Below are 23,489 nucleotides of genomic sequence, written 5' to 3' on the forward strand. Positions count from 1 at the left end.
AGATGTAACGCAGGTTTTTCAAGTCACAGACTTAAGATCAGGGGAAACACAAGATGAATAAATTTGCTCGTCTGAGCCTTTTTGCGGCTGCCGCCATTGCACTCACTGCCTGCGGCAACAAGGAAGAAAAACCGGCTGGCGAAGCATCCGCCGCAGCTGCTGAAGCTGGCGGTGAAACCGTTGTCAAAATCGGTCAAGTGTCGCCGCTGACTGGCCCGATTGCCCACCTGGGTAAAGACAACGAGCTGGGCGCCAAGCTGGCTATCGAAGACCTGAACGCTGAAGGCGTTGAGATCGGTGGCAAGAAAATCAAATTCGAACTGGTATCCGAAGATGACCAGGCCGACCCGAAAATCGGCACCCAGGTTGCTCAACGCCTGGTTGATGCAGGCGTCGTTGGCGTAGTAGGCCACCTGAACTCCGGCACCACCATCCCGGCTTCCAAAATCTACTCCGACGCTGGCCTGCCACAAATCTCCCCATCCGCCACTAACCCTGACTACACCAAGCAGGGTTACAAAACTACCTTCCGCGTTATCGCTAACGATGTACAGCAAGGTAAAGCACTGGGCGAGTTTGCAGTTGACGGCCTGAAAGCCAAAAAAGTAGCCATCATTGATGACCGTACTGCTTACGGCCAAGGTCTGGCTGATGAATTCGAAAAAGCGATCAAAGCCAAAGGTGGCGCCATCGTTAAACGCGAATTCACCACCAACACCGCCACTGACTTCAACGCCATTCTGACTTCGATCAAAGGCTCCGCACCGGACGTCATCTTCTACGGCGGTATGGATGCACAAGCAGGCCCGCTGGCCAAGCAAATGCAGCGCCTGGGTATCAAAGCCAAGCTGATGGGTGGTGACGGTTGGCAGACCCCGGAGTTCATCAAGCTGGCAGGCGAAGCCTCTGAAGGCCAGTACTCCTCCAGCTGCGGTATGCCACGTGACAAGATGCCTGGCTTCGCTGCCTTCAATGACAAGTTCAAGGCCAAGTTCAACACCGAAGTACAGATCTACGCACCATACGAGTACGATGCTGTTCGCGTACTGGTAGAAGCCATGAAACGTGCAGGCTCCACCGACCCGAAAACCTACCTGGCTGAAGTTGGCAAAACCAACTACACCGGCGTAACCGGCCCGATCGCCTTTGATGAGAAAGGTGACATCAAAGACGGCGCCGTGACCGTTTACCAGGTTAAAGGCGGTAAGTGGGAAGTGGTTTCCACTGTAGGCGGCCCGGCTTCTGCCGCCCCAGCTGCTAGCGCTGCTCAGTAATTCTTACTGACACCGCCATGAAACGGCGCCCTCGGGCGCCGTTTTTTATTTGCACTTGCACAACAATACATGGCTGGCTAATATGTTGCGCTGCAGTGCCGATTGTATCCTTTCGCCACTCCCCGCTTTTCTTGCAGCCCGCCACCCATGGGCCTGCTGAAAACGCACCCGCTGTATTACCCGCCCCAACAGGGCCGGTATCACGCCTGAAATCCACCTGCCATCACCTATAAAACAATGCCCCCGCGCAGGGGCAGGGACAAGCTTTACCATGAACAAAATCATCAATGCTTCGCTGGTAGCCGCCACGGCTGCTGCTCTGGCCGCATGTGGCGCCTCCGACAAAGCCGCGACCACAGAAAGCAGCACGCCTGCCGCTAGTGCAGACCAGCTGACTGTAAAAATCGGTTCGGCCAACCCGCTCACCGGCCCATTTGCCCATTGGGGTCGTGACGCAGATAACGGGGTTCAGCTGGCGATTGAAGAAGCCAATGCCGCAGGTGTAACCCTGGGTGGCCAAAAAGTAAAATTCGAAGTGGTATCCGAAGACGACCAGGCAGACCCCAAAGCCGCCACGCAAGTAGCGCAACGCTTTATCGACAGCGGTGTTGTGGCAGTCGTCGGCCACCTGACCTCTGGCGCAGCCATTCCCGCATCGCGCATCTACAACGATGCAGGCGTGCCGATGGTGGCGGGTTCGGTCACCAGCCCGAAATTCACCCAGCAAGGCTACAACAACACCTTCCGCATCATTGCCAATGACCTGCAACAAGGTCAGGCATTGGCCAAGTTTGCGGTTGGCCAGCTAAAAGCACAGCGCATTGCCGTCATTGACGACCGCACCACCTATGGCCAAGGCCTGGCAGACGATTTTGCCAAATCGGTAGAAGCCGCGGGCGGCAAAGTTGTGAAGCGCGAGTACACCACTAACAGTGCTACCGACTTCATGGCTATTCTGACTTCGCTCAAAGCGCAGAACCCGGATCTGATCTTCTACGGTGGCATGGACGCCCAAGCCGGCCCAATGGTGAAACAGCTACGCAAACTGGGCATGAAAGCCGCATTCATGGGTGCGGATGGCGTGAATACGCCAGAGTTTGCCAAGCTGGCAGGTAAAGACGCAGAAGGTGCCTACGCCTCCAGCGCCGGCGCACCAAAAGAAGCCATGCCAGGCTACGCCAGCTTTAATGACAAATTCAAAGCCCGTTTCAAGACCGACATCCAGGCGTACGCCCCTTACACCTACGATGCAGCTCGCGTTCTGCTGGATGCCATGAAGCGCGCAGAGTCAGCAGACCCGAAAAAATTCATGCCAGAAATTGCCAAAACCCAGCTGCAAGGGGTAACGGGCGAGATTGCATTCGAACCAAATGGCGATATCAAGAATGGTGCAGTGAGCCTGTACCAGCTACAAGCCGGTAGCTGGAAAGGCCTGACACCAGATACAGCCAAAACAGCCTCTGCTGCACAGTAATAAAAAAGCGCCCTAGGGCGCTTGTGATTGATGACAAACCCGGCTTGCAATGCAAGCCGGGTTTGTTTTGTAAGTAGAGGGCCCGCGCATTCAAATACTTACATGAAGCGGCCCGGCTTTGCCGGGTCCGGCCAAACCAGCGCCAGTACTTTGTCAGCAGCCAGAAGCACCCTAGAGCGCTTTTTTAATACTGTGCTGCTATCAGAATTGAGACTGCAACCCCAAAGACAGCAGACGTGACTTGATCGCAGTATCGCCTACCTTGCCTTTACCGAACGCCTCAAACTCTGCGCGAATAGCCAACCCTTTTTGCAGTGCGTAGGTAATGCCAGCCCCGTAGTGCGCCACGGTTTTAGATTTCTTCTCGCTTAAAGTTGCTGCATAACCAGTCTGAGACCAGCTTTCATTGTAATTCGTGTTGAGATTTGCTACGCCCAGCTTGGCAAATGCGGAAAAATTTCCCGATAGCGGTGCAATAGCAATAGCAGATAGCGATAGCGCTTTCACCTTAATGGTGCCGGCCCCACTTTCTGTTGCACTATATCGCCAAGCAAACTTCTCTTTACCTACATCCGTATAGGCACCCTCTATCGCCATATTGGGCATGATCTGATATCCAGCGTACAGCTTATAACCTGTGGTAGTGCTATCCCGTGTAACTGCCAACCCGCTATCAGGTGCATCATCTTTTACATAGCCGCTACCTACGGCAGCGCCAGCGTACCATGCACCATCACCAGCCATTGCTGCATGGCTAAAGGCAACACAAAGAATCAGCCCCAGATATTTTGAAGAAGGACGCCTGTTCATTTTCACTCCGTTGTGATTGGTTAATTGCATCAAAAATAAATGCCAAGCAACTATCGCATAGAATAAAAATGCGCACAGCATGAATTGTCCATTTCAATTTTTAAATTATTGATAGGCTGCGCATCCTTACAGAATATACAAGTGAATCTGTGCTTATTTTGCAATAGATCCAGGTCTTGCTTTGCAGAGAGTTGTCTTGCAAGGGGTTCTGTTGAGCAAATCGGGGGGCTTGCTCCGGTGAAATAGCCATCCGTATCCGACATGCCAGGGCATTAAGTAGTTGGCCGCAGCCGGTGATGTGTTGCCCGCTGGCGACGGCGCCTTGCAGCAAGCAATAGCCTATCTGTTGATAGACTTGCTCTGCCGGCATGACAGCTGTGGGCGCTTGCAGCTGCTGCAGGCGCTGGTTGATCTCATCGCCATCGATGGTGTCGTCCGGGTCATCTTCGTAATCGGCCGGTTTCTGGTAGTCGTATTCGATGTGGTATGTGCCGTCGGGGTACAGGGTGAAGGTGAGGCCCCAGATACGGCGGCCCGTGGTGCCTAAGTGTTCGTCGCGGAAACAAACCAATGAACGGGAACATACTATCCCCAAGTCAAAGGGAGGGCTCTTGTCATTCACAATAGCAAAGCCATCTACAACTCTTGTCAGACTTGTTTGAGTCGACTCCTCCCAAATCGAGGACTCAAGCACTACATACTGCCAATCATCATCGGCAACATACCAATGAACTAATCTTTCAAAATTACCAAATAAATTATCTAGTCCAATCATACGCACACTCACTGAATAAAATAACGCGGTGGTTGGCGAATACCATTCACTTCAATTGTCACTCCAAACCCACTCGGTCTCACCCCACCACTCGCAGAATAACCCACATCGATCTTGATACTGACCGTCTTGCCCGCCTCCAGCTCTTTGCGCAGATAGTTTTCCATGGCTCTCCAGTCCTTGCGGTTCAGCGTTGACGATTGTGGCACCAGGTTGATGCGGTCACCGGCGCCACCCAGGCTAGCCGCTACCAGATGGCCACCTTCATCACCAGCCTGCCCACACTTGCCCACGCAGGCTTGCTGACCACTCGGTCAAGTCTGATATTGCTTTGCCAGCTCTATCGCACGATCCAGCATTTCAGAAGTGATGTATGGGACAAAACCCAACCGATCACCCTGCTCAAAACTTTTACGGTAGTACACCAGGCGGGCCACATCTCCTGCCACTGCCAACGCTGCCAGATGGCGGAGGGGCATCGCACCTTTGGCGTTGGTTGGTAAATTACGATAAGCCACCAGCCCATCTTCAAGACTCTGCGTATCAGCCCAAGTAATAGCCTTCTCAGAAAGCCGCAAAACATCCTCCACCAAAAGGCTAGATAATTTCTCTGGAGATTCGTTCAGAGAAAATATAGGCTCATATGCGATTTCCTCCCCAGCAATGAATGCCACGCAACTGGAAAAATCAACAGATGAAATCGAAGGCATTAAGCTAACTCTAAAATGATCAACTCGCTTACCGATAGTAGGAATCACTGCCACCACTTTCTCATTAATATCAAAAAAGCAAACACACACTCCCACCTCATCTGCCCTACACTTCCAGCCATACTGTTGAAGAATAGAGATGAAATCTGATTCATTCATTTTACAGCCCCAAGAAATGTACCCACCGCAAACCACCCATTTCGCACAAAAACAACCCCTTAAATTCAGAATTCCAAAAAATTTGCGCCGGCGATTTGAAAATCAGCACAATCCAAGAGCATAAAATTGCAAGTCACCAATCACAGAGTGTAAATAATTCCTATCAAGCACAATTTCTCTTACGCGCGTATTTTTAACATTAGAAGATTTGAAATCACCATCTCGCAGCGAAACATTGCAAGCCAAAATCCTAACCTTACCACCACTGGCCACTGCAAATACAAAACAACCACTCTCCATTAATGATTGCGGTGAAAGAGTATACCCATAAAAATTATCAACAAAGCAATGGTCATGCAAATCACCATAACACCAATCATCCTCATCAGCCTCTATTCCAAAGTGCTTTTCAAGCATGAAAATAAATGCCGCAGCAGGCTCAAGAGCAAATAAGAAATCACTTTCAATAAAATCGAATGAACTTGACACCCCCCCACTGCACAACATCGGGATGGTTTCTGTGGCCAGGCTTACACTCAGAACCTCTTCTTTCGCCTTATCCTTACGGCATGAGAAAGCTTCTCCATTCAAAAACAGAAATAGCAATCCATTCTTGAAATAATCATCACTCCATTCATCAACAACTTCTAAAAGGAAGGCCGCCTTATATGGATCACCAAATAACATAATCACCACCCCTTCTTCGGAAGATTAAAAATATCCTTAATTTCGTTGGGAACGTCGCGCCCACTCAGTGAGCTCGCCCCTTGTCCAGTACTACCAGACCAGTGATAAACACCGCCATGATCGGAATAAAACCTATGCACTTGTCCATTGGCATCAAGCGCATAACGATCATTACGCCTACCCGGAATTGAGTTTTCGAAAAGATACAATGAATTTTTAGGCTCTATACCAGCATTGGGCCTATTTCCAGCAGCACCCAATGTATGTTTAGGATTTGACTGATATGCCAAACCATTGCTGGCAACTATTCTCTCGGCAACTGGCAGAGGGCTACTTCTTACAGTCTCTGCCGGCTTCACCGCCAGTGCGGGCCGGCCGTTACCACCAACCGACAACGCCAGATCCGGCAGAATCAGCGCCGTTTGCGTCATGAACACATCGATGACGCTCGCCGAGGCGCCCAGTTTCTCAAACTGCGCCGTGGCTGTGTTGATGTCGCGTACTTGCTCATTGTAAGTGGCCAGCAGCAGCGCCCGCTCCTGCGGGGTCTTGGCCATGCCCAGCGCGCTGGAGATAAAGGACAGGCTTTCCTGCAAGCCATTCAACGTGCTGGCACACACAGCCAGGCTGGCACCGCCGCCGCCACAACGCTCGGCCACGACCTTATCCCAGTATTGTTCCTGCTGCTGTATCTCCTGGCTGAGCTGCGCCACATCACAACGGCCCGCGCAGGCGCGCAGTGTTTGCATCAGGGTGGCGGCAGCACGGGTGTTGAGCGAGTTATTCTCTACCTCATTCTTCGCCCCTTGCCCGCCCGCTAGCGCCGACGCGGTGTTGCCGCCGGCGATACCGCCTGCCAGGCTGCCAGCCAGTGTGGTGAGGGCGGCTACGGTGTCTTTCTGGCTTTCGCTCAGATTGGCCGCATCGCTGCCGTACAGGTTTTGTGCCAAGGTGGCGGCGATGAGCGGGGCGCTGCCGGCGCCGGCGGCACCGCCGCTGACTGCGCCCAGCGTGGTGCTGGCTACCATGCCGATGGCTTGCTTGACGGCGGTGGGCAGGTTGCTGCTGTCCAGCTGCTCGCCCAGCTTGGGCACCAGGCTGGCGCTGCTGGCGGCACCGGCCGCCCCTGCCACCCCGCCGGACAGCCCGCCCAGCAGGGTATGGCCGGCAACGCGGTAGGCGCCGCCTTCGGCCCATTTGGCTGCGTCCTCGGCGTTGCCACTCGCTTGCGCTGCCTTGTACTGCGCCTGCGCGTAGTCGGCCCACGCGCGCGGGGCCTGGCGGCCGAATTCGGCAGTGATGGCTACCTGGGCACCCACGTTGGCCGCAACACGCTGGGCGTCGCACGGGTTGGCAATGCCGGTTTCGGCGTCGCCGCTACGCACGCTGCTGTTGCCGGCTATGCCGCTGATACCGGCGCGGGTGTCGGAGGCGGCGCTGCCGCTGTCTTGCCCGATACCGGCGCTGCCGTTGGGCTTGCCGCTGCTGACGCCGACGTTGACGCTGTAGGCGCTGGCCTTGTAGCTGGCCTGGTTGTGCAGGTCGCTCAGGTGGGTGGCAGCGGTATCCAGCCGGTTAACACCGGCTTGCACGGCGGCGGCGGTGCTGGCGATGACACCGCCGGTGAGGGTGGTGTCGCCTTTTACTGTGAGCTGGAAACCGCCGTCGCCGGCCTTAAGTCCGCTTTGTTCGGTCACGCTCAGGTAGTCGCTATCGATGCGGGTTTTACCGGCGCTAACGCTGCCTCTGGCGCTACCAACCCCGGCGGCGACGCTAAAGCCGGCGTTCTGCTGGCGGCTGTCGTAGCGGCTGCTGTCTTGCAGGCTGTCGATGCGTAGTTGGCCGCCGATGTCGCCAGTGACACGTTGCCCGCTGGCGACGGCGCCTTGTAGCGTGGTATCGCCAGCGCTGCTCAGCGTGAGTTGCTGGCCGGCGTTGACGCGGGTGTTGCTGGGGAGCTTACGGTGAAGGGGCTATCACTTCGACTGCCAGCCCCCGGCTTTGTGCCGTAGTCACAACCTCTGCAAAAGCGTTGGCATCCCCGATAATCACCAGCTTGCCTCTGCTTGGCAAACTGGTGCCAGCATCGTTGATGGCCCGACGGATGGTAGCTGCCGTAACGCGTTCCGATTGCCCCGCAACCACCACCGGTTTTTGACTACTACGTTGCAGCAGCGTCACCAGTGCAGTAGAACTAGTCGAGGCTGACGTGCCCAAGGCCGCCACCATCAGGGCATTGGTCAGCTCATTGCCGGATGCCTCCACATACAGCAGGTTGCTGTCTGCGTACCTGGCCTGAGCCGTTCGGATGGCCTGCTCTGGCGAGATGCTTGCACACGCTGTTAATAGTAAGGCTAATGCAAGACACACCGTATATTTCACTTTGGTTTTCATAGGAAAATCCTTTCCAGATATTGAAACAAGCTCACTTTGCCAAGACTGCACCCGCTTTACAGCCTGCCATCATTTCTTCACACGCGGCACTACCACAGGCTGACACTCTGAAAATTTACTTGCCCATTCCGTTTTGCAATATCGACTGCTTAGCCGCCTTTCAACACTAGGCACTGTGGCTGGGGTGTCAGGATGGCAGGCTTTAGCGATCGCAAGCTTTTGCTCTTCCGTCTGATACTTTTTTGTTTGCTCGGATGAATAGTACTTACACTCTGCGGCGCTACCATTGTTATACCTCTCAACAAATCCTTGTTTCTCCATGCACCTTTTCGCCAATATCATATTTGACTCCCATGTTACCCCATATGCTTTCCCCCAGTCCCCCACAGAAGATCCCGGCCACGGATAGCCACACTCCAACAATACAGCCATGACCTGCTGCACAAAAGTATCTTCTTTTCTCCAACGCTCAAAAGAATCAGGAGGTGGTTGAAATGCACTTCTGCAGCCTGACACTAAAAAGATCATTACGGCTAACAACCTCCACAACCTTTCAGGCCTCATTTGAAAAATAGCCCTTTCAGAAGCTGAAAATAAAAGACAGATTTCTCCTTATTTTTTCACACTCGGCACCACCGCCGGCTGACACTCTGAAAATTTACTTGCCCATTCCGTTTTGCAATATCGGCTGCTTAGCCGCCTTTCAACGCTAGGCACTGTGGGTGGCGTATCAGGATGACAGGCTTTAGCGATCGCAAGGTTTTGCTCTTCTGTCTGATACTTCTGTGTTTTCGCATAGGAGTAATACCTACACGCTGCAATACTGCCGTAATCATACTTCTCAACGAAGCCCTTGGATTCCATGCACTTCATCGCTAACAATTTATTTGCCTCCCAGTTAGGTCCATAAACAGCAATCCATTGATCGACAGTCGGACCTGGCCATGGATAACCGCACTCCAGCAGTGCAGCTATCACATACTGAACCGAAGCACCATCTTTCTTCCAACGCTCAAAAGACTCAGGAGGTGGCTGAAATGCACTACGGCAGCCAGACAACAAAAAAATTGACGAGAACAGCGACACCCGCAAAGCTAACAAAATCATTTGACCACTCCCTCATTCAATAAATCAGGTCTTGCTGGCAGAGAAACCGGCTTCCCTCCAGTATCTTTCCAAAAGTTCACACAAGCCCCATCTTTACTGCCAGTTCCATAACAATTATGCACGGTATTCTCCTGCCCGGTCACCGCTTTTATCTGCTCCAGCAAAATATTAGAACCATCAGGAATACTCCCACCCGTCCCCGCGTTATTACCAACAACCGGCCAGCCGCCTACCGGGTCGACATTGTGGTTCTGGAACATCAGCATGGCTTTGTTCTTTTCCTCCGGGCTCATGCTGTCCCGATTTTGTAGCCAGGCCAGCAGTTCATCGGCTTGGCGCACGTTATACGCAGGCCCGTAGAAATTGACGTTGGTCTTGTTTAATGCACCTTGCGCCTCCGGCTCTTTGGTCAAGAACGTCATGGCATTACCCACTGTCATGGTGCCACGGCTATGGCCGTCTAGCTGCAAGCCGCTTTGCCCGTATTGCTGCATCGCGTTCTTCACCTCCTGCGTAGCATTGGTCAGGCCGAATACATCACTCTCCAGATGTTTTTGATACGCGGCAATCAACAGCTCTGACACTATGTTATTGGCCTCGGGAAAGTGAATGAAATACGTCGCACCATTGTTTTGATCGGCATATTTTGCTGCCGCCGACGGGTCCAACTCACTACCGTTAAAGATGCCGTTATTGGCAATATGCACCTTGCCATCCGGACCTGGCTTCAGATTGGCTTTTTCTTCAGCGCTAAGCTCCCGAAATTTTGGTTTACGGTTTTCATCCAAAAGCACATTTCCCTCTTTATCTGTTACCAAGGTATACATCTTCGCTTCGGTCAGAAACATCTTCTTGAAAGCGCCATCAGTAAACGCCACCGCTGTTTTGAACAGCAGCATATTGTCTGCCTGCTTTTGCTGTGCCTGTTGCTCCAGCGCGGCCACATCCGGCTTAGCCAACGCACGGTGTGCGTCGGCGGTATCCGTACTCACCGTCTGGCCCTGGCTATCCAGCAGTGTGGCCTGGCTGCTATCGGTAGTCTTGCCCGCTACGCTGATCTGCGCAGCACTAATGGCACTGTGCGTCGTGCTATTATCGCTCTGGCTGGCGCCCCCTTGGTTGAGCAGGTTGCCGGCAATGGCTTTGCTGGCTGCGTATTTGCCATCCAGCATGCCCGTGCCCACGCTCAACCCGCTGCTGCTAGCACTGGCGCTCATGCTGTTGCTGATATGGCTGGTGGTGAGCGTGGCCGTTTGTAGCGTGTTGCGGCTAGCGTCGGCCTGGCTGGCGATGACTGCACCCTTAAGGTCGGTATTACCCTGTACCGTTATCTGGAAGCCACCATCGCCTGCCTGAATACCGCTTTGCTCAAACACGCTGCGGTATTGGCTATCACTGTTCTGCTTGGCCAGATTGATGCTGGCATTACCACCGCTACCCACCAGTGGCACGCTGGCGGTGATGCCTGTCGAACGTTGTGTTGCCTGGCTGGTGGCGGTGTCTTGCAGGCTTTCTACGTTGAGGTTGCGGCCAACGTTGGCCACCACTTGCGGTGCACTGATGGTGGCGCCACGCACGGTGGTATCGCTGCCGCTATCGAGGGTGAGCTGCTGGCCTGCGCTGAGATGGCTGTTGTTATAGGTGGTGCTGTCAGCATTAGCCTGGCCCTTACCACGGCTGGCGGCCACGTCTGCGCTCAAACCCGCACTACCTTCCCCTATCCCCACACTCACACCCAGGCTGGCAGCGCTACTGCTATTGCTGCTACGGTTGCTTTCCGTGGATGCACTGGCTGTCAGGTTGATGGCCTGTGCGGCCTTCAACGCCAGCACTTGCGCAGCCTGCACCGAGCTGCCCTGCACGGTAAGGTCGGCTTGCGTTGCATTCAGCCTGATATCACCCCCTGCTTTGAGCATGGACGCTGCGGCAGTATCACTGTTGCTCAGACTGTGACTCTGACTCTGGCTAGATCCTACGCTTACGCTGACTTTGATACCGCTGGCAGCCGCTGCGCCGGGCTGGCCATCACTCCCCATCACGCCATTGCGCTCTGCCGCTTGCGACACTGCCTTACCCTGCTCAATCAGATCGGCACCTGCGGCATAAGTCATTAGCGCATTCAATGCCTGGTTCCGTTGGTTGCCGGCGCTGGCTGCTGCTTTACCAGCCTGCAATGTGTTCTGCGCCATATCCAGCACCCCGCCCCCCAAGCCTACAGTCAAGCCGCTTTGCTTGCTGTAGCTGCTGCTGTCAACGCGGGTTTGCTGGCGCGCTTCTTCGATGGTGATGCTTTGCGCCTGTACATCGATATCGCCCTGTGGCGTCAGCACGCTGGAACCGGTCTGGCGGTAGGCCTGGCCGGCCTGTATCGACACATCGCCCTGCACGCTGCCCACGGTGCTGCCCACCGCTTGGGTGGTAGTGACGGTGTTGGCGTTGCCTTGCTGGGCTTTGCCGACGGTAAAGCCCAAGCCGCCGCTGCTCATCAGGCCGGATTTTTTCTCGTCGCGGCTGTGGCTTTCGCTGCTGCTGTTCTGTGCGGCGGCGAGGGTGACGTTGCCTGTCGCTTTTAGGGTGGTGGCCTGGTCACTGGCGATGCTGCTGCCGATGACGTTGATGTCCTTGTCGGCGTTGATGGTGACTGTCTGGCCGGAGAGCTGGCTGCCGATGGCCTGGGTTTGGTCCAGCGTGTCGCGGGTGGTGGTGGTTTTACGGGACAGCGCGCCGTTGCTGCCACTGTACTGGTGGCTTTCGTCTACTTGCACGCGGCTCTGGCCGGCGTCCAGCTGTACATTGCCGGCGGCTTGCAGGCTGATGGCGCCGGTTTGGCTGCTGAGGTTGGCCGCAGTGGTGTGCACGTTGTCGCCTGCCTTCAGCGTGATGTCACCCGCGCTGGCAATGCTGCTGCCCACGTCCTGGCTTTGGCTATCGCTGCGGGCGTTGTTGCCTTGCCATTGCAGCTGGTTGCTGCTGCCGGTCTGGACGGTGGCCAGGGTGAGGTTTTGCCCGGCTTGCAGCTGGGTGAGGCCGCCTGTGGCATCGTTTTGCAAGTTGGCCGCGGTAAGGGTGAGGTTACGCCCGGCGCTGGCCAGCAGCTGGCCGGCGCCGCCCTCTACGTACAGGCCGGCGACGCGGTCCACTACGGTGCGGCTGCCCTGGGCGTTGTTGCTGCTGGCGGTGGTACTTGCGATGTTGAGGTCGCGCCCGGCATTGATGGCCAGGCTGCTGCCGGCGCGTACTTCGGCACCGGTCAGGTTGATGTCGTTACGCGCGGTGAGGCTGACGGCTTCGCCACGGATGCGCCCGCCGATGCTGTCCAGCGTACCGGCCTGGATGCTGACCAGCTGGCGGCCGGCTAGCGTGCCGCTGTTATTGAGGGTGTCGCTGACGTTGAGCTGCAGGGTGTCGGCGGATAGCAGGCTGCCACCGGCGGTAAGGTCGCCGGGCTGGGCGCGTACGTACACCTGTGGCACCAGGGCGGTTTGCTGGCTGCCGTCCGGCAGGGTGATGGTTTGGGCCACCAGCCAGACGATGTCGCTGGTGAGGCGGGCTATTTGCTCGGCGCTAAGCGCGATGCCGGGGCGCAGGCCATAGGTTTGGGCGAAGGTGACGCCGCTATCCATCAGGGCGCGGTATTGCGCTTCGTCGCTGGCGTAGCCGGTGAGGAAGCGGCGCCCGGTGAGCTGGGCGACCTGGTCGCGGATGAGCTTTTGTTCGTAGAAGCCGTCGCCCAGGCGTTTTTGGGCGGTGGCGGGGTCGCTACCCATGGCGGCTAGCATGTAGTCGCTGCTGAGCCACCGCCGATAGCTGGCAAAGCGCGGGTCGGTTTCTATCAGATAGCTGCTGGTGGTGGCGGGCGCCTGGCGGTACAGGCTGCTGCTTGGCCAGCCAGGGTTGGCCGGGGTGCTGAGGCCCAGTGCGGCTGGCCCGCCAGCCAGGGCTAGCGTCTGGTATGCCAGCACGCGTGATGGCGATAGCGGTACCTGGGTTTCTACGGCAGGTGGCTGGTAGGCGGCCCAGGCGCTGCCGGTTCTATCCCGGCCTTTTTTGCGATCGCGCCAGTAGTTGGTGACGCCGCCCAGCTCGGTGACAGTCTGCGTGCCGTAGGCTTGCGGGTTATTGAACACGCTGGCCTGAATGGCCAGGGCACCGCCGGCCATGATCTCGCTATGCTGGTTTTCGAGTAATGCCGCTTTCAGGCTGATATTGCCTGCGGCATGGATCTTGGCGGGGTCGCTGGTGGCGATTTTGGGCACCACGGTGGTGCGGCTGTACTGGTACGCCAGCCAGGTTTCGTAATTACCTTCCGGCGTATGCAGGTGGTCGGATTCATCGTTGTAGATGTACACGCCTTCACTGCCAGGGGTGTAGCGCCGGGCTGCACCGCTGCCTTGATATTCGCTGATTTGCTCGATAGGCAGTGTTTCTGTTGTCAGGGAAAAGTGCTGATTGAGGTTGTGGATGGTGCGGGCGTCGAGGCTGATGCTGCCCAGTGCTTCTATCGTGGCGCTGGCGTTGATGAGTGCGCCGGCCTGCCCGGTGGCATGGCCTTGCTGGTCGAGCTGGCCGCCCAGGTGCAGATCCCCGGCGCTAAACAATAAGGCGTGCTCGCGGTTTTCCAGATCGCCGGCCGCGATATCCAGGCGCTCACGGGCTGCTATGACGGCTGCCTGGCCGCTTTCTTCGCGGTTTTGCAGTGTGGTGGCCGCTAGCTGCAGGTGGTCGCCATAGATTCTGCCGGTACCGGTGTTGGTGAGTGTGGCGGTGCGGATGGTGGTGATGTTGGCATCTATCAGGCCCCGGTTCTCTACGCTACCGCTTAGCTCGGCCTGCAGCTGCCCGGCTTTCAGGCTGCCTTGCAGGCCGTTGCTCAGCGTGGTGGCCTTGAGCTGCATGTGCTGGCTGGCCTCTACCGTGGCGCCGGTGGTGTCCAGGGTTTGCTGGCTGTGGATGATGAGCTGGTCGCTGGCCAATACGGTTGCGTTGCGCAGGCTGGTATCGCCACGACTGGCTTGCAGCTGGATGCTGCTGGCTTGTAGCTGTGCGCCTGCCAGATTCAGCGTGGCCGCCTGCTGCTGCAACAAGCCACTGGCAAACTGCTTGCCACCGATGATGTCGATGGCTTGCGTGGCCTGCACGGACAATTGCGCCTGGCCGCTTAGGCTACCGTCTGCTAGTACACCGGCCACCATGGTGCCGCTGGCGGGCTGCGTGATCTGGTTTGCCTGTATGGACAGGTTCTGCCCTGCGGCCAACAGGCTGCTGTTGGCTAGCACCTGGCTTACCGAGATGGTTTGGGTACCGGCGGCATAGCTGGTGCCTTGGTTATCCAGCGACTGTCCTTGCAGCCGCATACCCTGCTGACTGGCCTGATGGCCGGTATTCAGCAGTTGGCCATCGGCTTGCAGGGTGAGGTCTCCGGCATTGCTGATGATGGCGCCGGCGTTGCGCACCCCCAGGCCGGCTTCGGTGCCGATCAGATGGATTTTGCCTGCGTACATGCCGCCTAGCGCTGCCACATCCAGCGCATAGGCCGGCGCTGTGCCAGCTGCCGCGCCTGGCTGTGCAGTAGCCTGGCTTGCGTCCGGGCTGATCTGGTTTACCCCGGTAGCCAGCTTCAGGTCTTTTGCCCACAGGCCTGCATTAATCTGGACGGCACGCGCCAGAATGCTGGCCTGGTCTGCCTGTGCCAGGTCTGCACCGGCACCCGCTACGCTGACCTGGCCACCGGCTACCCGGTAGCTATCCAGGTTGCCGCCCTGCCATACCGGGCTGCCGGTAGTGAGCGTGACTTTGCTGGCATTGATAAAACCTGCGCCATCCAGATGCAGGCCGGCCGGGTTGGCAATAATCACTTCGGCGCGCTGGCCAGCTACCTCGATATAGCCGCGCAGCTGGCTGGGCTGGCTGCTGTTTACCTCGTTCAGAATGACTCTGGCCGCCCCTGCGGCCAACCATGGGTTGGCTTGTACCCAGCCACCCAGCTGGGTTTGGGCATGGCCACGGCTGTTGTTGAGGATGGCGCCCTGCTGCTGCACGTCAAACTGGCTATAGGTATTACGCGATACGCCCGCCGGGCTGGGGCTCTGGATATTGACCAGGGGCACACCGTTGGCCGCATTCAGTACGGTAGCTTGCTGCTGGCCAGGTGCTTGTTTGTCCGCCACGATCTGGGCGTGGCATAGCGGCAGGCAAAATGCCGCCCATAACGCCAGGGTGCAGTGGCGCAGGCTGAAGGCGGCACGGCGGGCGGGCCTGCCCTGGGTGCTAGCGCTTGCTTGCCCTTGTGACGGGGTGGTTTCGGCTACGGCCATCAGCATGCCGCGGCGGCGGTTGAAAACAAGACGATAACAGTGCTGGTTCATGATGATCTTTCTGTGCGGGCAAGCGCAGCCGGGTGCTGGTGGAACCAGTCACGCGCCGCCTGTGCGCTAAGGTGGTCAGTGCGAAACTGCATGATGCGCGGGCCAGCTGCGCGGTCTTTGTGGTACAGCGAGCGCAAGCAGTGGCCGGCTAACAGCTGGCGCAGTACCCGGCTTAGCTGCCGGGCATGGCCAAAGGGGGCGATAAAATCGGGCAGCCAGTAGCGGGGGCCACTGGCCCAGTCCTGCTCTGGCATGGTGGCGGGGTGGGCGGTGAGGTAGCGCTGCTCTGCCTCGGCGCTGAACCTGGCCCAGGCGGCGTAGGCCACGGGCTTGCTACCTTGAAACAGCAAGACAAACTGCTGCTGGCGTATGGCCGGTAGCAGCAGGCGCTGCAGGGTGTACAGCGGCGCATCGATATGCTGCGGGCTATGCATGAATAGCCATACCGCTGCGCCAAACGCCGTGGTTTCCTGCCACTGGCCCGGTATGAATGCGGGCGCCAGAATATGGAGCTGTTGCACAGGCAGGCTCCTTAGTACTGCAGGTTGACGCTGAAACCACCCGTGGTGCGGGGCGTGCGCATGTACTCGGGCTGGCCGAAGGGCTGGCTGACAAATAGCTCGTAGCCTAGCCGCATGACCTTGCCGCGCACCCCTAGCGTGGCACCGGCCAGGCGCTGCCCCAGCAGCATGCTGGCACTGGGGCCGGCTACACGGCCGTAGTCGTAGCCCAGATACACTTCTTGCCCGGCCAGCTGCCAGCCCAGCTCGTTGCGCACAAACCAGCCACGTTCTGCGCTGAGCTGGCTTTCCCCGTTATAACCGCGCACGGTGTAACGGCTGCCTATGGCAAAACGGTCTTGCGGCACCAGCGGGTTGCGGTTCCATTGCGCCCGCCACGCCAGGCCGTAGCGCAGCTTTTGCCCACCCAGGCTAAACGGGGCATCCAGCTGGGCATCGGCCAGATACAAGCGCGGGCGCGAGCTGCCTTCGCCAAAGGCTTCTTCTGGTGCCGGCATGGCGTTGCGGGCGCCGGTGCCACGGCGGTAGGCCAGGTTCAGGTCCAGCGTGGCGGGGCCGATGAATTCACGCCAGCTGGCGCCGGCTTCCCAGCCGGCCATGCGGCGGCGCTGCACCTGGATTTCGGTGTCGTCGATGAAATTACTACTGCCACGTTCCCAGCCTTTTAGTGACAGGCTGATTTTGCGTACGGCATCACGGTAGGCCAGCCGGGTGAGCTTGATGTCGCTGTTGTCGCTTTTGCCGCTATAGCGATAGGTCTGGCTGGCGCCGGCGACTTGCTGGTGGTAGCGGTTACGGCTGCCACTGTAGGCGAGCAGCCAGTAGCCGAAGGGGATGCTGTAGTGCCAGGCGTTGCTTTCGCTGCCGCGCTCGCCATCTGCCCCGCCCCCCATGTCCTGGTTGTGCGTGATGTAGAACAGGTCATTCAGGGTGAACAGGTGGTCGTACGATAGCGTCACGCTGCCCTGGTAGACGCCCGTGGCCTGGCTGCCGCCGTCGTCGGCGGTAAGCGTCAGGCGGTAGGGGTTGCCCTGCTGCCATTGCACGACCAGGTCGCTATCCCCGGGGCGGCTACCCTGGCCGCTAGCCGGCTCGATACGGATATCCGCCTCGGCGGTGGGGACGCGCTTGAGGTTTTCCAGGCCTTGCTCGATGTCCCGCAGGTTCAGCAGATCACCCTCTTGCATGGGTAAAGCGTTGGCCGCATGCAGGCGCGGGTCTGCTGGCTGGGCGTAACGGATGGCATGGATGCGGCCAGGCACGACGGTGAGGGTGAGGACGCCGGTAGCCAGATTTTGTGGCTGTACCAAAATGCGGGTGGTAATGAAGCCCCGTGCCATGATGGCGTTTTGTACCCGGCTGGCGGCCAGGTTGATGCCCTGCGTCCCGGTGCAATGGCCTACCAGTTCGTCTGGCTGGCCCTGCCCATCGCGGTCTGCCGCGCCAAGTGCCCATTGAAAATCCTCGGCGCCCTCGCCTGCCAGCCGCAGCTCGCCCATGACAAAGCAGGGCTGCTCGCCATGTGGATAGCGTGGCATATCGGGCTGGGTGGCGGACTCCAGGCGCACATCGGGGGCGGCGGGTGCCTGCTGTTGCAAGGCACGCTGTTGTTGCAGCTGTTGCTCGCGCTGGTCCAGTGCATTATCTGGCAGTGTCTGGGCCAGGGCTAAGGGGCAGGCAAGCCAGAGCAGGCTACTAAACGCTATTGGGCGTGGGCATTGGGTAAGGCGTGGTGCGGGCATGTCGACATTCACCGTGGTGCTGCCAGCATCTGGGATGCGCCGGCTGTATTCGATAAATATTGTTGAATGACATTTTCAACAATTCAGCAAATCGCACCTTAACAAGTAATGTTGCGCTGCTCAGCATATCTATAAATACAAATGGCATGCCATGTTGCATTGCCGCATCACCACGCCGGCCCGTTTGGCATGTATGCGTGGTGTGGTAAGGCATAAAAAAACCGCCCTGGCGGGCGGCTTTTGGGATGGGGCTTACACAGTGCTTAGGCGCTGGCGTGCTCTGCCATCGCCTCGCCCAGGCGTACGGGTTTGGCTGCCACCCAGCTGCTGTCAAAGCGGACGGTGTCTTTGGGGTACAGCAATACCACGGTAGAACCCAGCAGGAAGCGGCCCATTTCCTCGCCCTTCTTCAGCACGATCTGCTGGTCGTGGTAGCGCCACTCGCGCACTTCGCCACTGCGTGGCGGGTTTACGACGCCGTGCCAGACGGTGGCCATGCTGCCGACAATGGTGGCCCCCACCAACACCAGCACGAACGGGCCGCTATCGGTTTCAAACTCGCACACCACGCGTTCGTTACGGGCAAACAGGCCCGGTACGCCACGCGCGGTGGTGGGGTTCACCGAAAACAGGTCGCCGGGCACGTGAATCATGCGCAGCAGGCGGCCATCTGCCGGCATGTGGATGCGGTGGTAGTCGCGCGGGCTGAGGTAGATGGTGGCAAAGTGGCCGTTATCGAACTTGGCAGCCAGTGCAGTATCCCCGCCTACCAGCGCGGTGGTGCTGTAGTCGTGGCCTTTGGCCTGGAATATCTGGTCTTGGCGGATAGGGCCAAACTGGCTGATGGCACCATCTACCGGGCAGATAAAGGCCGCTTTTGCTAGCGGGCGGGCACCCGGTTTGAGCGCACGGGTGAAAAAGCTGTTGAAACTGCTATAGCTGGCCGGGTCCGGGTTGGCCGCCTCGGCCATATTCACGTTGTAGCGGCCAATAAACCAGCGGATAAGACGGGTGGTGGCTTCGCCTGCTTCGGTATTGGCTATGCGGCCCGCCAGCAAGGTGAGCGCCTGTTTTGGCAGAAAGTATTGCGGCAACACAGCTAGACGGTAGCGCACGATGACACCCTGGGGATTAGCAAACCGCGCATTATAACAGCCCGGCTTTGCCGGTGGCAGCCCGACATCAACCCGCCCGCTAGCGCGGTAGATCATGCCGGGCCGCCAGCCACCCTATCAGGTGCTAGTCGCCAAAGCCGGCCAGCACCACCTTGCCGGTGGCGCTATTGCTTTCCAGCAGCGCGTGGGCGCGGCGCAGGTTGGCCGCATTAATACTGCCCAGGCTGGTGGACAAGGTGCTGCGGATACGGCCGGCGTCTACCAGCTCGGCCACACGGCACAGCAGATGGTGCTGGGCAATCATGTCTGGCGTGGCAAACAGCGAGCGGGTGAACATCAGCTCCCAATGCAGCGAAATACTCTTGCGCTTGAGCTGGCGGATATCAATCGGCTCGGGGTCGTCAATCAGCGCCAGCTTGCCTTGCGGCTTTAATACTTTGACGATTTCATCGAAATGGCGGTCGGTCTGGTTCAGGCTGATCACGTAATCCACCTCGGCGATACCCTGTTCGGCCAACCCTTCGCCAAGCGGCTGCTGGTGGTTGACAACGTGCTGGGCGCCCAGCTCGCGCACCCAGGCCTGGCTTTCCGGGCGGGACGCTGTGGCAATGACCTGCAGGCCGGTGAGCACACGCGCCAGCTGAATCAGGATGGAGCCCACGCCACCGGCCGCCCCCACAATGAGCAAGCGCTCGCCGTGATGGGCGCCCTCTTGCAGGCCCAGGCGGTCGAACAGCAGCTCCCAGGCGGTAATGGCAGTGAGCGGCAGCGCGGCGGCCTCGGCAAAGCCCAGTGTAGCCGGCATGCGGCCAACAATACGCTCGTCCACCAGCTGCAGCTCGCTATTACTGCCATCGCGGTGGATCGCGCCGGCGTACCACACGCGGTCGCCGGGGCGGAACAGGGTAACCTGCTCGCCCACCGCCTCTACCACGCCGGCGGCATCCCAGCCCAGCACCTTAGGCTGTTGCTGCGCCTGGGCAGGCAGGCTTCGACGGATTTTGGTATCCACCGGGTTTACCGAGATGGCTTCTACCCGCACCAGCAGGTCGTGCCCGCTGGCCTGGGGGGCTGGCAGGGTAATGTCTTGCAGCGCCAGCTCGTGCGTGGCTGGCAGGTTGGCAAAGGCGGCGATGGCTTTCATGGTCTGTCCTTTCTGGTAAGCAGGCAGACAGTGTGCCGCGTTTATATTGATACGATTAGCCGCTACAATCAGGAAATACTATCCGTACAGCCAGACAATAAGGCTAGACATGAAACTGGATGCCATGGCCCTGTTTGCCGTTGTGGCGAACGAAGGCAGCTTTACCGCCGCCGCACGCGTGTGCGGCCTGCCCAAATCCACGCTAAGCCAGCGTATAGCAGAGCTGGAAAGCCAGCTGGGCATGCGCCTGCTACAACGCACCACACGGCGGCTAAGCCTTACCACTGCCGGCCAGGCCTATCTGGTGCACTGCCAGGCCATGCTGGAAGCGGCCGAGGCAGCCGAGGCGGCTATCTCGCGTTTGCGCGATGCCCCCAGCGGGCAGCTACGCATTACCGCGCCAGAGGCATCCGGCACCCTGCTGCTGCCAGCATTACTGGCAGCCTTTGCCGAGCGTTACCCCGCCGTACAGGTGGCCTGCCTCATTACCGATGCACAGCTGGATCTGGTTGCCGAGCGCATCGACCTTGCGCTACGCACCGGGCAGCTGGCGGATTCCAGCTTTGTATCACGCAAGGTCGGCGCCGTAGGCCGGGTGCTGGTAGCGGCACCGGGCTATCTGGCCGCTAAAGGTTGGCCGCAACAGCCAGCCGAGCTGGCCCGACACCAGCTGCTACTGCATACCGTGCTGCCGCAGTGGCCACTGCAACAGGACGGCGACGTGATGCTGATAGACGCCAGCCATGCCGGGCTACGCGCCAATAACCTGAATACCCTGCGCCAGCTGGCGCTAGCCGGGGCCGGCATTGCGCTGCTACCGCGCTTTATGGTGCGCCACGACCTGGCCAACGGCAGCCTGCAACACCTGCTTCCTGCAAACCCCGTGCCGGAAAACCACTATTACGCGGTTTACCCCAGCCGCAGCCACCGCCCTGCAGCGCTGACTGCCCTGCTGGATTTTATCGATGAATACGGTTTGGCCGCGCAGCTGGCCTGAATACCACCCGCCCAATGCCACTGCTGCAGCAGCCATTTATTTCAGCAAGGGTTTAAAGCTGAAACTGTAGCGTTTCAGCGCCGGATTCAGCACCTTGCTATAACGGCGAAAATCGATGCGGGAAAAATCCTGTTTGCCATACAGGCGCATAAACTGCTGTGCACTATTGGCATCGAACAGCATGAAGAGCGGCCAACGCTGCTCCAGCCCCTCGCTGGCAAAATCCCGCCCTTTGTCGTAGTCGTACAGCAGCACCAGCGACATGGCACCGGCAATAAAGTGCCCACCTGCCAGCGCGCTCAAGCGGCCATCCCGCACTGCCTGCAGGGCCTCGTCCGAAGTATTGACCGCGCTGAAAAACACATCCTTGCCGGCCTGCTTGCCGCGGTGTCCCCACACCTGCATGGCGCCCATGGCCATCAGGTCATTGCCTGCCCACACCATACGGGCCTGCGGGTAGCGCACATATAACCAGCCACCCTGCGCTAGGGCGTGTTCTTGCGACCAGCTGGCGTAAACCTCATCAACCAGCCTTACATCACCCGCTTCTTTAATGGCGCGGCGCATGCCATCACTGCGCCGTAAAGAAGACGGGGTGGCCGGGTCGCCACTGATGGCTACCATTTGCAGCTTGCCGTGTACGCGCGGCACACCAGCATGGCGTGCTTTATTGATCAAGGATCTGGCAGTCAGGTAGCCCGCCTGCTCGGCATCCGGCTCCAATGAGCCCAGCCAGCCTTTGTATTGCTGCCTGGGCTGGCCAATATCACCCACACCAGGCAGGCGACCATTAAATGCCATGAAGGTCTTGATACCCGCACCGTCCAGCAGCTTTAGTAGCTCGGGCCCAGTGCCTTTCTCATTGGAAAAAATCACATACTCAGGCCGATTTGATAAGGGCCTGGCAATAATCTCCCGCACCTGCGCTAGCGCCTGGGCGTGGTTACGTTCGGCATAGCGAACCTCCAGCGTCACCCCCAGATCATCTGCTGCGGCCTGCATGGCTTTCCCCGCACTGAGCCAGTACAGCTCGTCGCTTTTTCCCGGATTGATAAAAACAACTGACATGGCCAACGCCTGTATGGCACAGCAGCACAACCCAATGCCCAGTACGATACGCTTCATTATGTGGTTCCCCGTTGTTAATGCCGGCGGGCTGCCCGCAGCAATATCACATCACCCATGCCTGATACACAGGCATCCATTCTCGGCATAAAACAGGAAACAATACCTATAAAAACAATTTTTATATCTATATATTCCGCAAAGAATATGGCACATCACGTTTCGCCTTTTTTGCCCGGCCGCTAAAATCAGCAGGAAATGCCATTAAAAACAAAATTAATTATCGAATTGATTAATAAAACATGGGGCGCACCATCAATATGACTTGGCAGGCTAAAGATTTACCTGATTTGGCATGATAATTAACACGTACAGGCATGTCGGGAGCGCACAATGAATCGAATACAACGCAAACCATTTATGGCTTTGCAGCACGAGCCAAGCCCCTGGGGCCCCACTCATCAAGGCAAAGTAAGCACCATGCCACCACCGGCAGCAGACACGTCTGCCCTGTCTGGCGAATTTTTGAACTGGGCCCGCTGGCTGGACACCCTGCGCGATTCGGCCCGAGGCGGCGAGTACGCCGCCGTACAAGCGCTAGCCAAAGGCAAGCTGCGCTTTATCCTGCGCCGCAGCAGCCTGTTACGCGACAAGGCCATGCTCGGCCAGCTGCACCACCCGCAGCTGGCCGAGGCACAAGCCCTGTGCCAGGAGTTCGAGCAGGTGATAGGCGAGCTGACCGGCCGTGTGATGCCACCAGCGGACGAGTGGCCACTGCCGGTGCGCCTCTATGCGCCGGAAAACACACCAGGCTCGGCCAGCAAGGCAAGCGGCCACCGTGGCCTGCATGAGCGCCGCCACGTACCGACACGACAAAACCGGCTGGATGCAGTGAGCCAGTCCGAAGCCCAGCAGGTGTATGGCTGCCTGCGTCTGGTGCTGCGTTTGCTGCAGCAGCAAGTCAACCTGGCCGAATCGCCCGCCATGCAGCAGGCCAATGACTTGCTGGCGCGCACGGTAAAGCTGGGTTATCTGGATAGCGAACCGGGCGCATGACTGTCGGTGGGGCCGGCTTACCGCCGCTAACAAAACCTCACAAAGCACCTGCGCCAAGGCGCACCGCCACAGGACAGTACAAGTATTACCCCAA

18 protein-coding genes and 1 pseudogene are annotated in these 23,489 nt (G+C 58.1%); 4 read left to right on the forward strand and 15 right to left on the reverse strand.

The window, feature by feature from the left end:
* Positions 1-53: 53 nt before the first annotated feature.
* Positions 54-1,274 (forward strand): branched-chain amino acid ABC transporter substrate-binding protein, encoded by a 1,221-nt coding sequence (locus FLQ44_RS20510; RefSeq protein WP_147695841.1) that lies wholly within the window; start codon positions 54-56, stop codon positions 1,272-1,274.
* 271 nt (positions 1,275-1,545) lie between these two features.
* A complete protein-coding gene (locus FLQ44_RS20515) occupies positions 1,546-2,748 on the forward strand; it encodes a branched-chain amino acid ABC transporter substrate-binding protein (protein ID WP_147695842.1) in 1,203 nt (400 codons plus the stop codon).
* 201 nt (positions 2,749-2,949) lie between these two features.
* Here FLQ44_RS20515 and FLQ44_RS20520 read toward each other — a convergent pair whose 3' ends face one another.
* From FLQ44_RS20520 to FLQ44_RS20585, 14 genes and pseudogenes are all read right to left on the reverse strand, one after another.
* On the reverse strand, positions 2,950-3,639 hold the full coding sequence (locus FLQ44_RS20520; protein ID WP_147695843.1) for an outer membrane beta-barrel protein: 690 nt from the start codon (positions 3,637-3,639) through the stop codon (positions 2,950-2,952).
* Positions 3,640-3,658: 19 nt separating this feature from the next.
* Positions 3,659-4,333, reverse strand: coding sequence for a hypothetical protein (locus FLQ44_RS20525; protein ID WP_147695844.1), 675 nt, complete (start codon positions 4,331-4,333; stop codon positions 3,659-3,661).
* Between the two features lie 8 nt (positions 4,334-4,341).
* On the reverse strand, positions 4,342-4,626 hold the full coding sequence (locus FLQ44_RS20530) for a DNA/RNA non-specific endonuclease (RefSeq protein WP_147695845.1): 285 nt from the start codon (positions 4,624-4,626) through the stop codon (positions 4,342-4,344).
* Between the two features lie 21 nt (positions 4,627-4,647).
* On the reverse strand, positions 4,648-5,202 hold the full coding sequence (locus tag FLQ44_RS20535) for a DUF6990 domain-containing protein (protein WP_147695846.1): 555 nt from the start codon (positions 5,200-5,202) through the stop codon (positions 4,648-4,650).
* 102 nt (positions 5,203-5,304) lie between these two features.
* Positions 5,305-5,889, reverse strand: coding sequence for an Imm42 family immunity protein (locus FLQ44_RS20540; RefSeq protein ID WP_240801363.1), 585 nt, complete (start codon positions 5,887-5,889; stop codon positions 5,305-5,307).
* 2 nt (positions 5,890-5,891) lie between these two features.
* On the reverse strand, positions 5,892-7,586 hold the full coding sequence (locus FLQ44_RS20545) for a VENN motif pre-toxin domain-containing protein (RefSeq protein WP_147695848.1): 1,695 nt from the start codon (positions 7,584-7,586) through the stop codon (positions 5,892-5,894).
* A gap of 96 nt (positions 7,587-7,682) precedes the next feature.
* Positions 7,683-7,829 (reverse strand): annotated as a pseudogene (locus tag FLQ44_RS25110) (hemagglutinin repeat-containing protein); the annotation flags it as partial.
* Between the two features lie 19 nt (positions 7,830-7,848).
* Positions 7,849-8,283: a hypothetical protein gene (locus FLQ44_RS20555; RefSeq protein ID WP_147695849.1), complete on the reverse strand. Its 435-nt coding sequence runs from the start codon at positions 8,281-8,283 to the stop codon at positions 7,849-7,851.
* A 612-nt stretch (positions 8,284-8,895) separates the two neighbouring features.
* Positions 8,896-9,390: a hypothetical protein gene (locus FLQ44_RS20560; protein WP_147695850.1), complete on the reverse strand. Its 495-nt coding sequence runs from the start codon at positions 9,388-9,390 to the stop codon at positions 8,896-8,898.
* Positions 9,387-15,755 carry a hemagglutinin repeat-containing protein gene (locus tag FLQ44_RS20565; RefSeq protein WP_147695851.1) on the reverse strand — a complete coding sequence of 2,123 codons (6,369 nt, stop codon included), beginning with the start codon at positions 15,753-15,755 and terminating at the stop codon, positions 9,387-9,389. Before FLQ44_RS20565 ends, FLQ44_RS20560 begins: the two co-directional genes overlap by 4 nt.
* Positions 15,752-16,276 (reverse strand): toxin-activating lysine-acyltransferase, encoded by a 525-nt coding sequence (locus FLQ44_RS20570; RefSeq protein WP_147695852.1) that lies wholly within the window; start codon positions 16,274-16,276, stop codon positions 15,752-15,754. Before FLQ44_RS20570 ends, FLQ44_RS20565 begins: the two co-directional genes overlap by 4 nt.
* Before the next feature lie 11 nt (positions 16,277-16,287).
* On the reverse strand, positions 16,288-18,018 hold the full coding sequence (locus FLQ44_RS20575; RefSeq protein ID WP_147695853.1) for a ShlB/FhaC/HecB family hemolysin secretion/activation protein: 1,731 nt from the start codon (positions 18,016-18,018) through the stop codon (positions 16,288-16,290).
* Positions 18,019-18,281: 263 nt separating this feature from the next.
* A complete protein-coding gene (gene asd, locus FLQ44_RS20580) occupies positions 18,282-19,133 on the reverse strand; it encodes an archaetidylserine decarboxylase (protein ID WP_147695854.1) in 852 nt (283 codons plus the stop codon).
* A 124-nt stretch (positions 19,134-19,257) separates the two neighbouring features.
* Complete coding sequence (locus tag FLQ44_RS20585; RefSeq protein ID WP_147695855.1) at positions 19,258-20,277, reverse strand: zinc-binding alcohol dehydrogenase family protein; 1,020 nt, start codon at positions 20,275-20,277, stop codon at positions 19,258-19,260.
* Positions 20,278-20,386: 109 nt separating this feature from the next.
* Between FLQ44_RS20585 and FLQ44_RS20590 the strand changes: the two genes are divergently transcribed.
* Positions 20,387-21,274 carry a LysR family transcriptional regulator gene (locus FLQ44_RS20590; RefSeq protein ID WP_147695856.1) on the forward strand — a complete coding sequence of 296 codons (888 nt, stop codon included), beginning with the start codon at positions 20,387-20,389 and terminating at the stop codon, positions 21,272-21,274.
* Positions 21,275-21,310: 36 nt separating this feature from the next.
* On the opposite strand, the gene FLQ44_RS20595 is transcribed toward FLQ44_RS20590, so the two are convergent.
* Positions 21,311-22,342, reverse strand: coding sequence for an ABC transporter substrate-binding protein (locus FLQ44_RS20595; RefSeq protein ID WP_206209030.1), 1,032 nt, complete (start codon positions 22,340-22,342; stop codon positions 21,311-21,313).
* A gap of 522 nt (positions 22,343-22,864) precedes the next feature.
* Between FLQ44_RS20595 and FLQ44_RS20600 the strand changes: the two genes are divergently transcribed.
* Positions 22,865-23,395, forward strand: coding sequence for a hypothetical protein (locus tag FLQ44_RS20600; protein ID WP_147695858.1), 531 nt, complete (start codon positions 22,865-22,867; stop codon positions 23,393-23,395).
* Positions 23,396-23,489 lie beyond the last annotated feature (94 nt).

It is taken from the genome of Vogesella mureinivorans (assembly GCF_007644035.1).
Taxonomy (GTDB): domain Bacteria; phylum Pseudomonadota; class Gammaproteobacteria; order Burkholderiales; family Chromobacteriaceae; genus Vogesella; species Vogesella mureinivorans.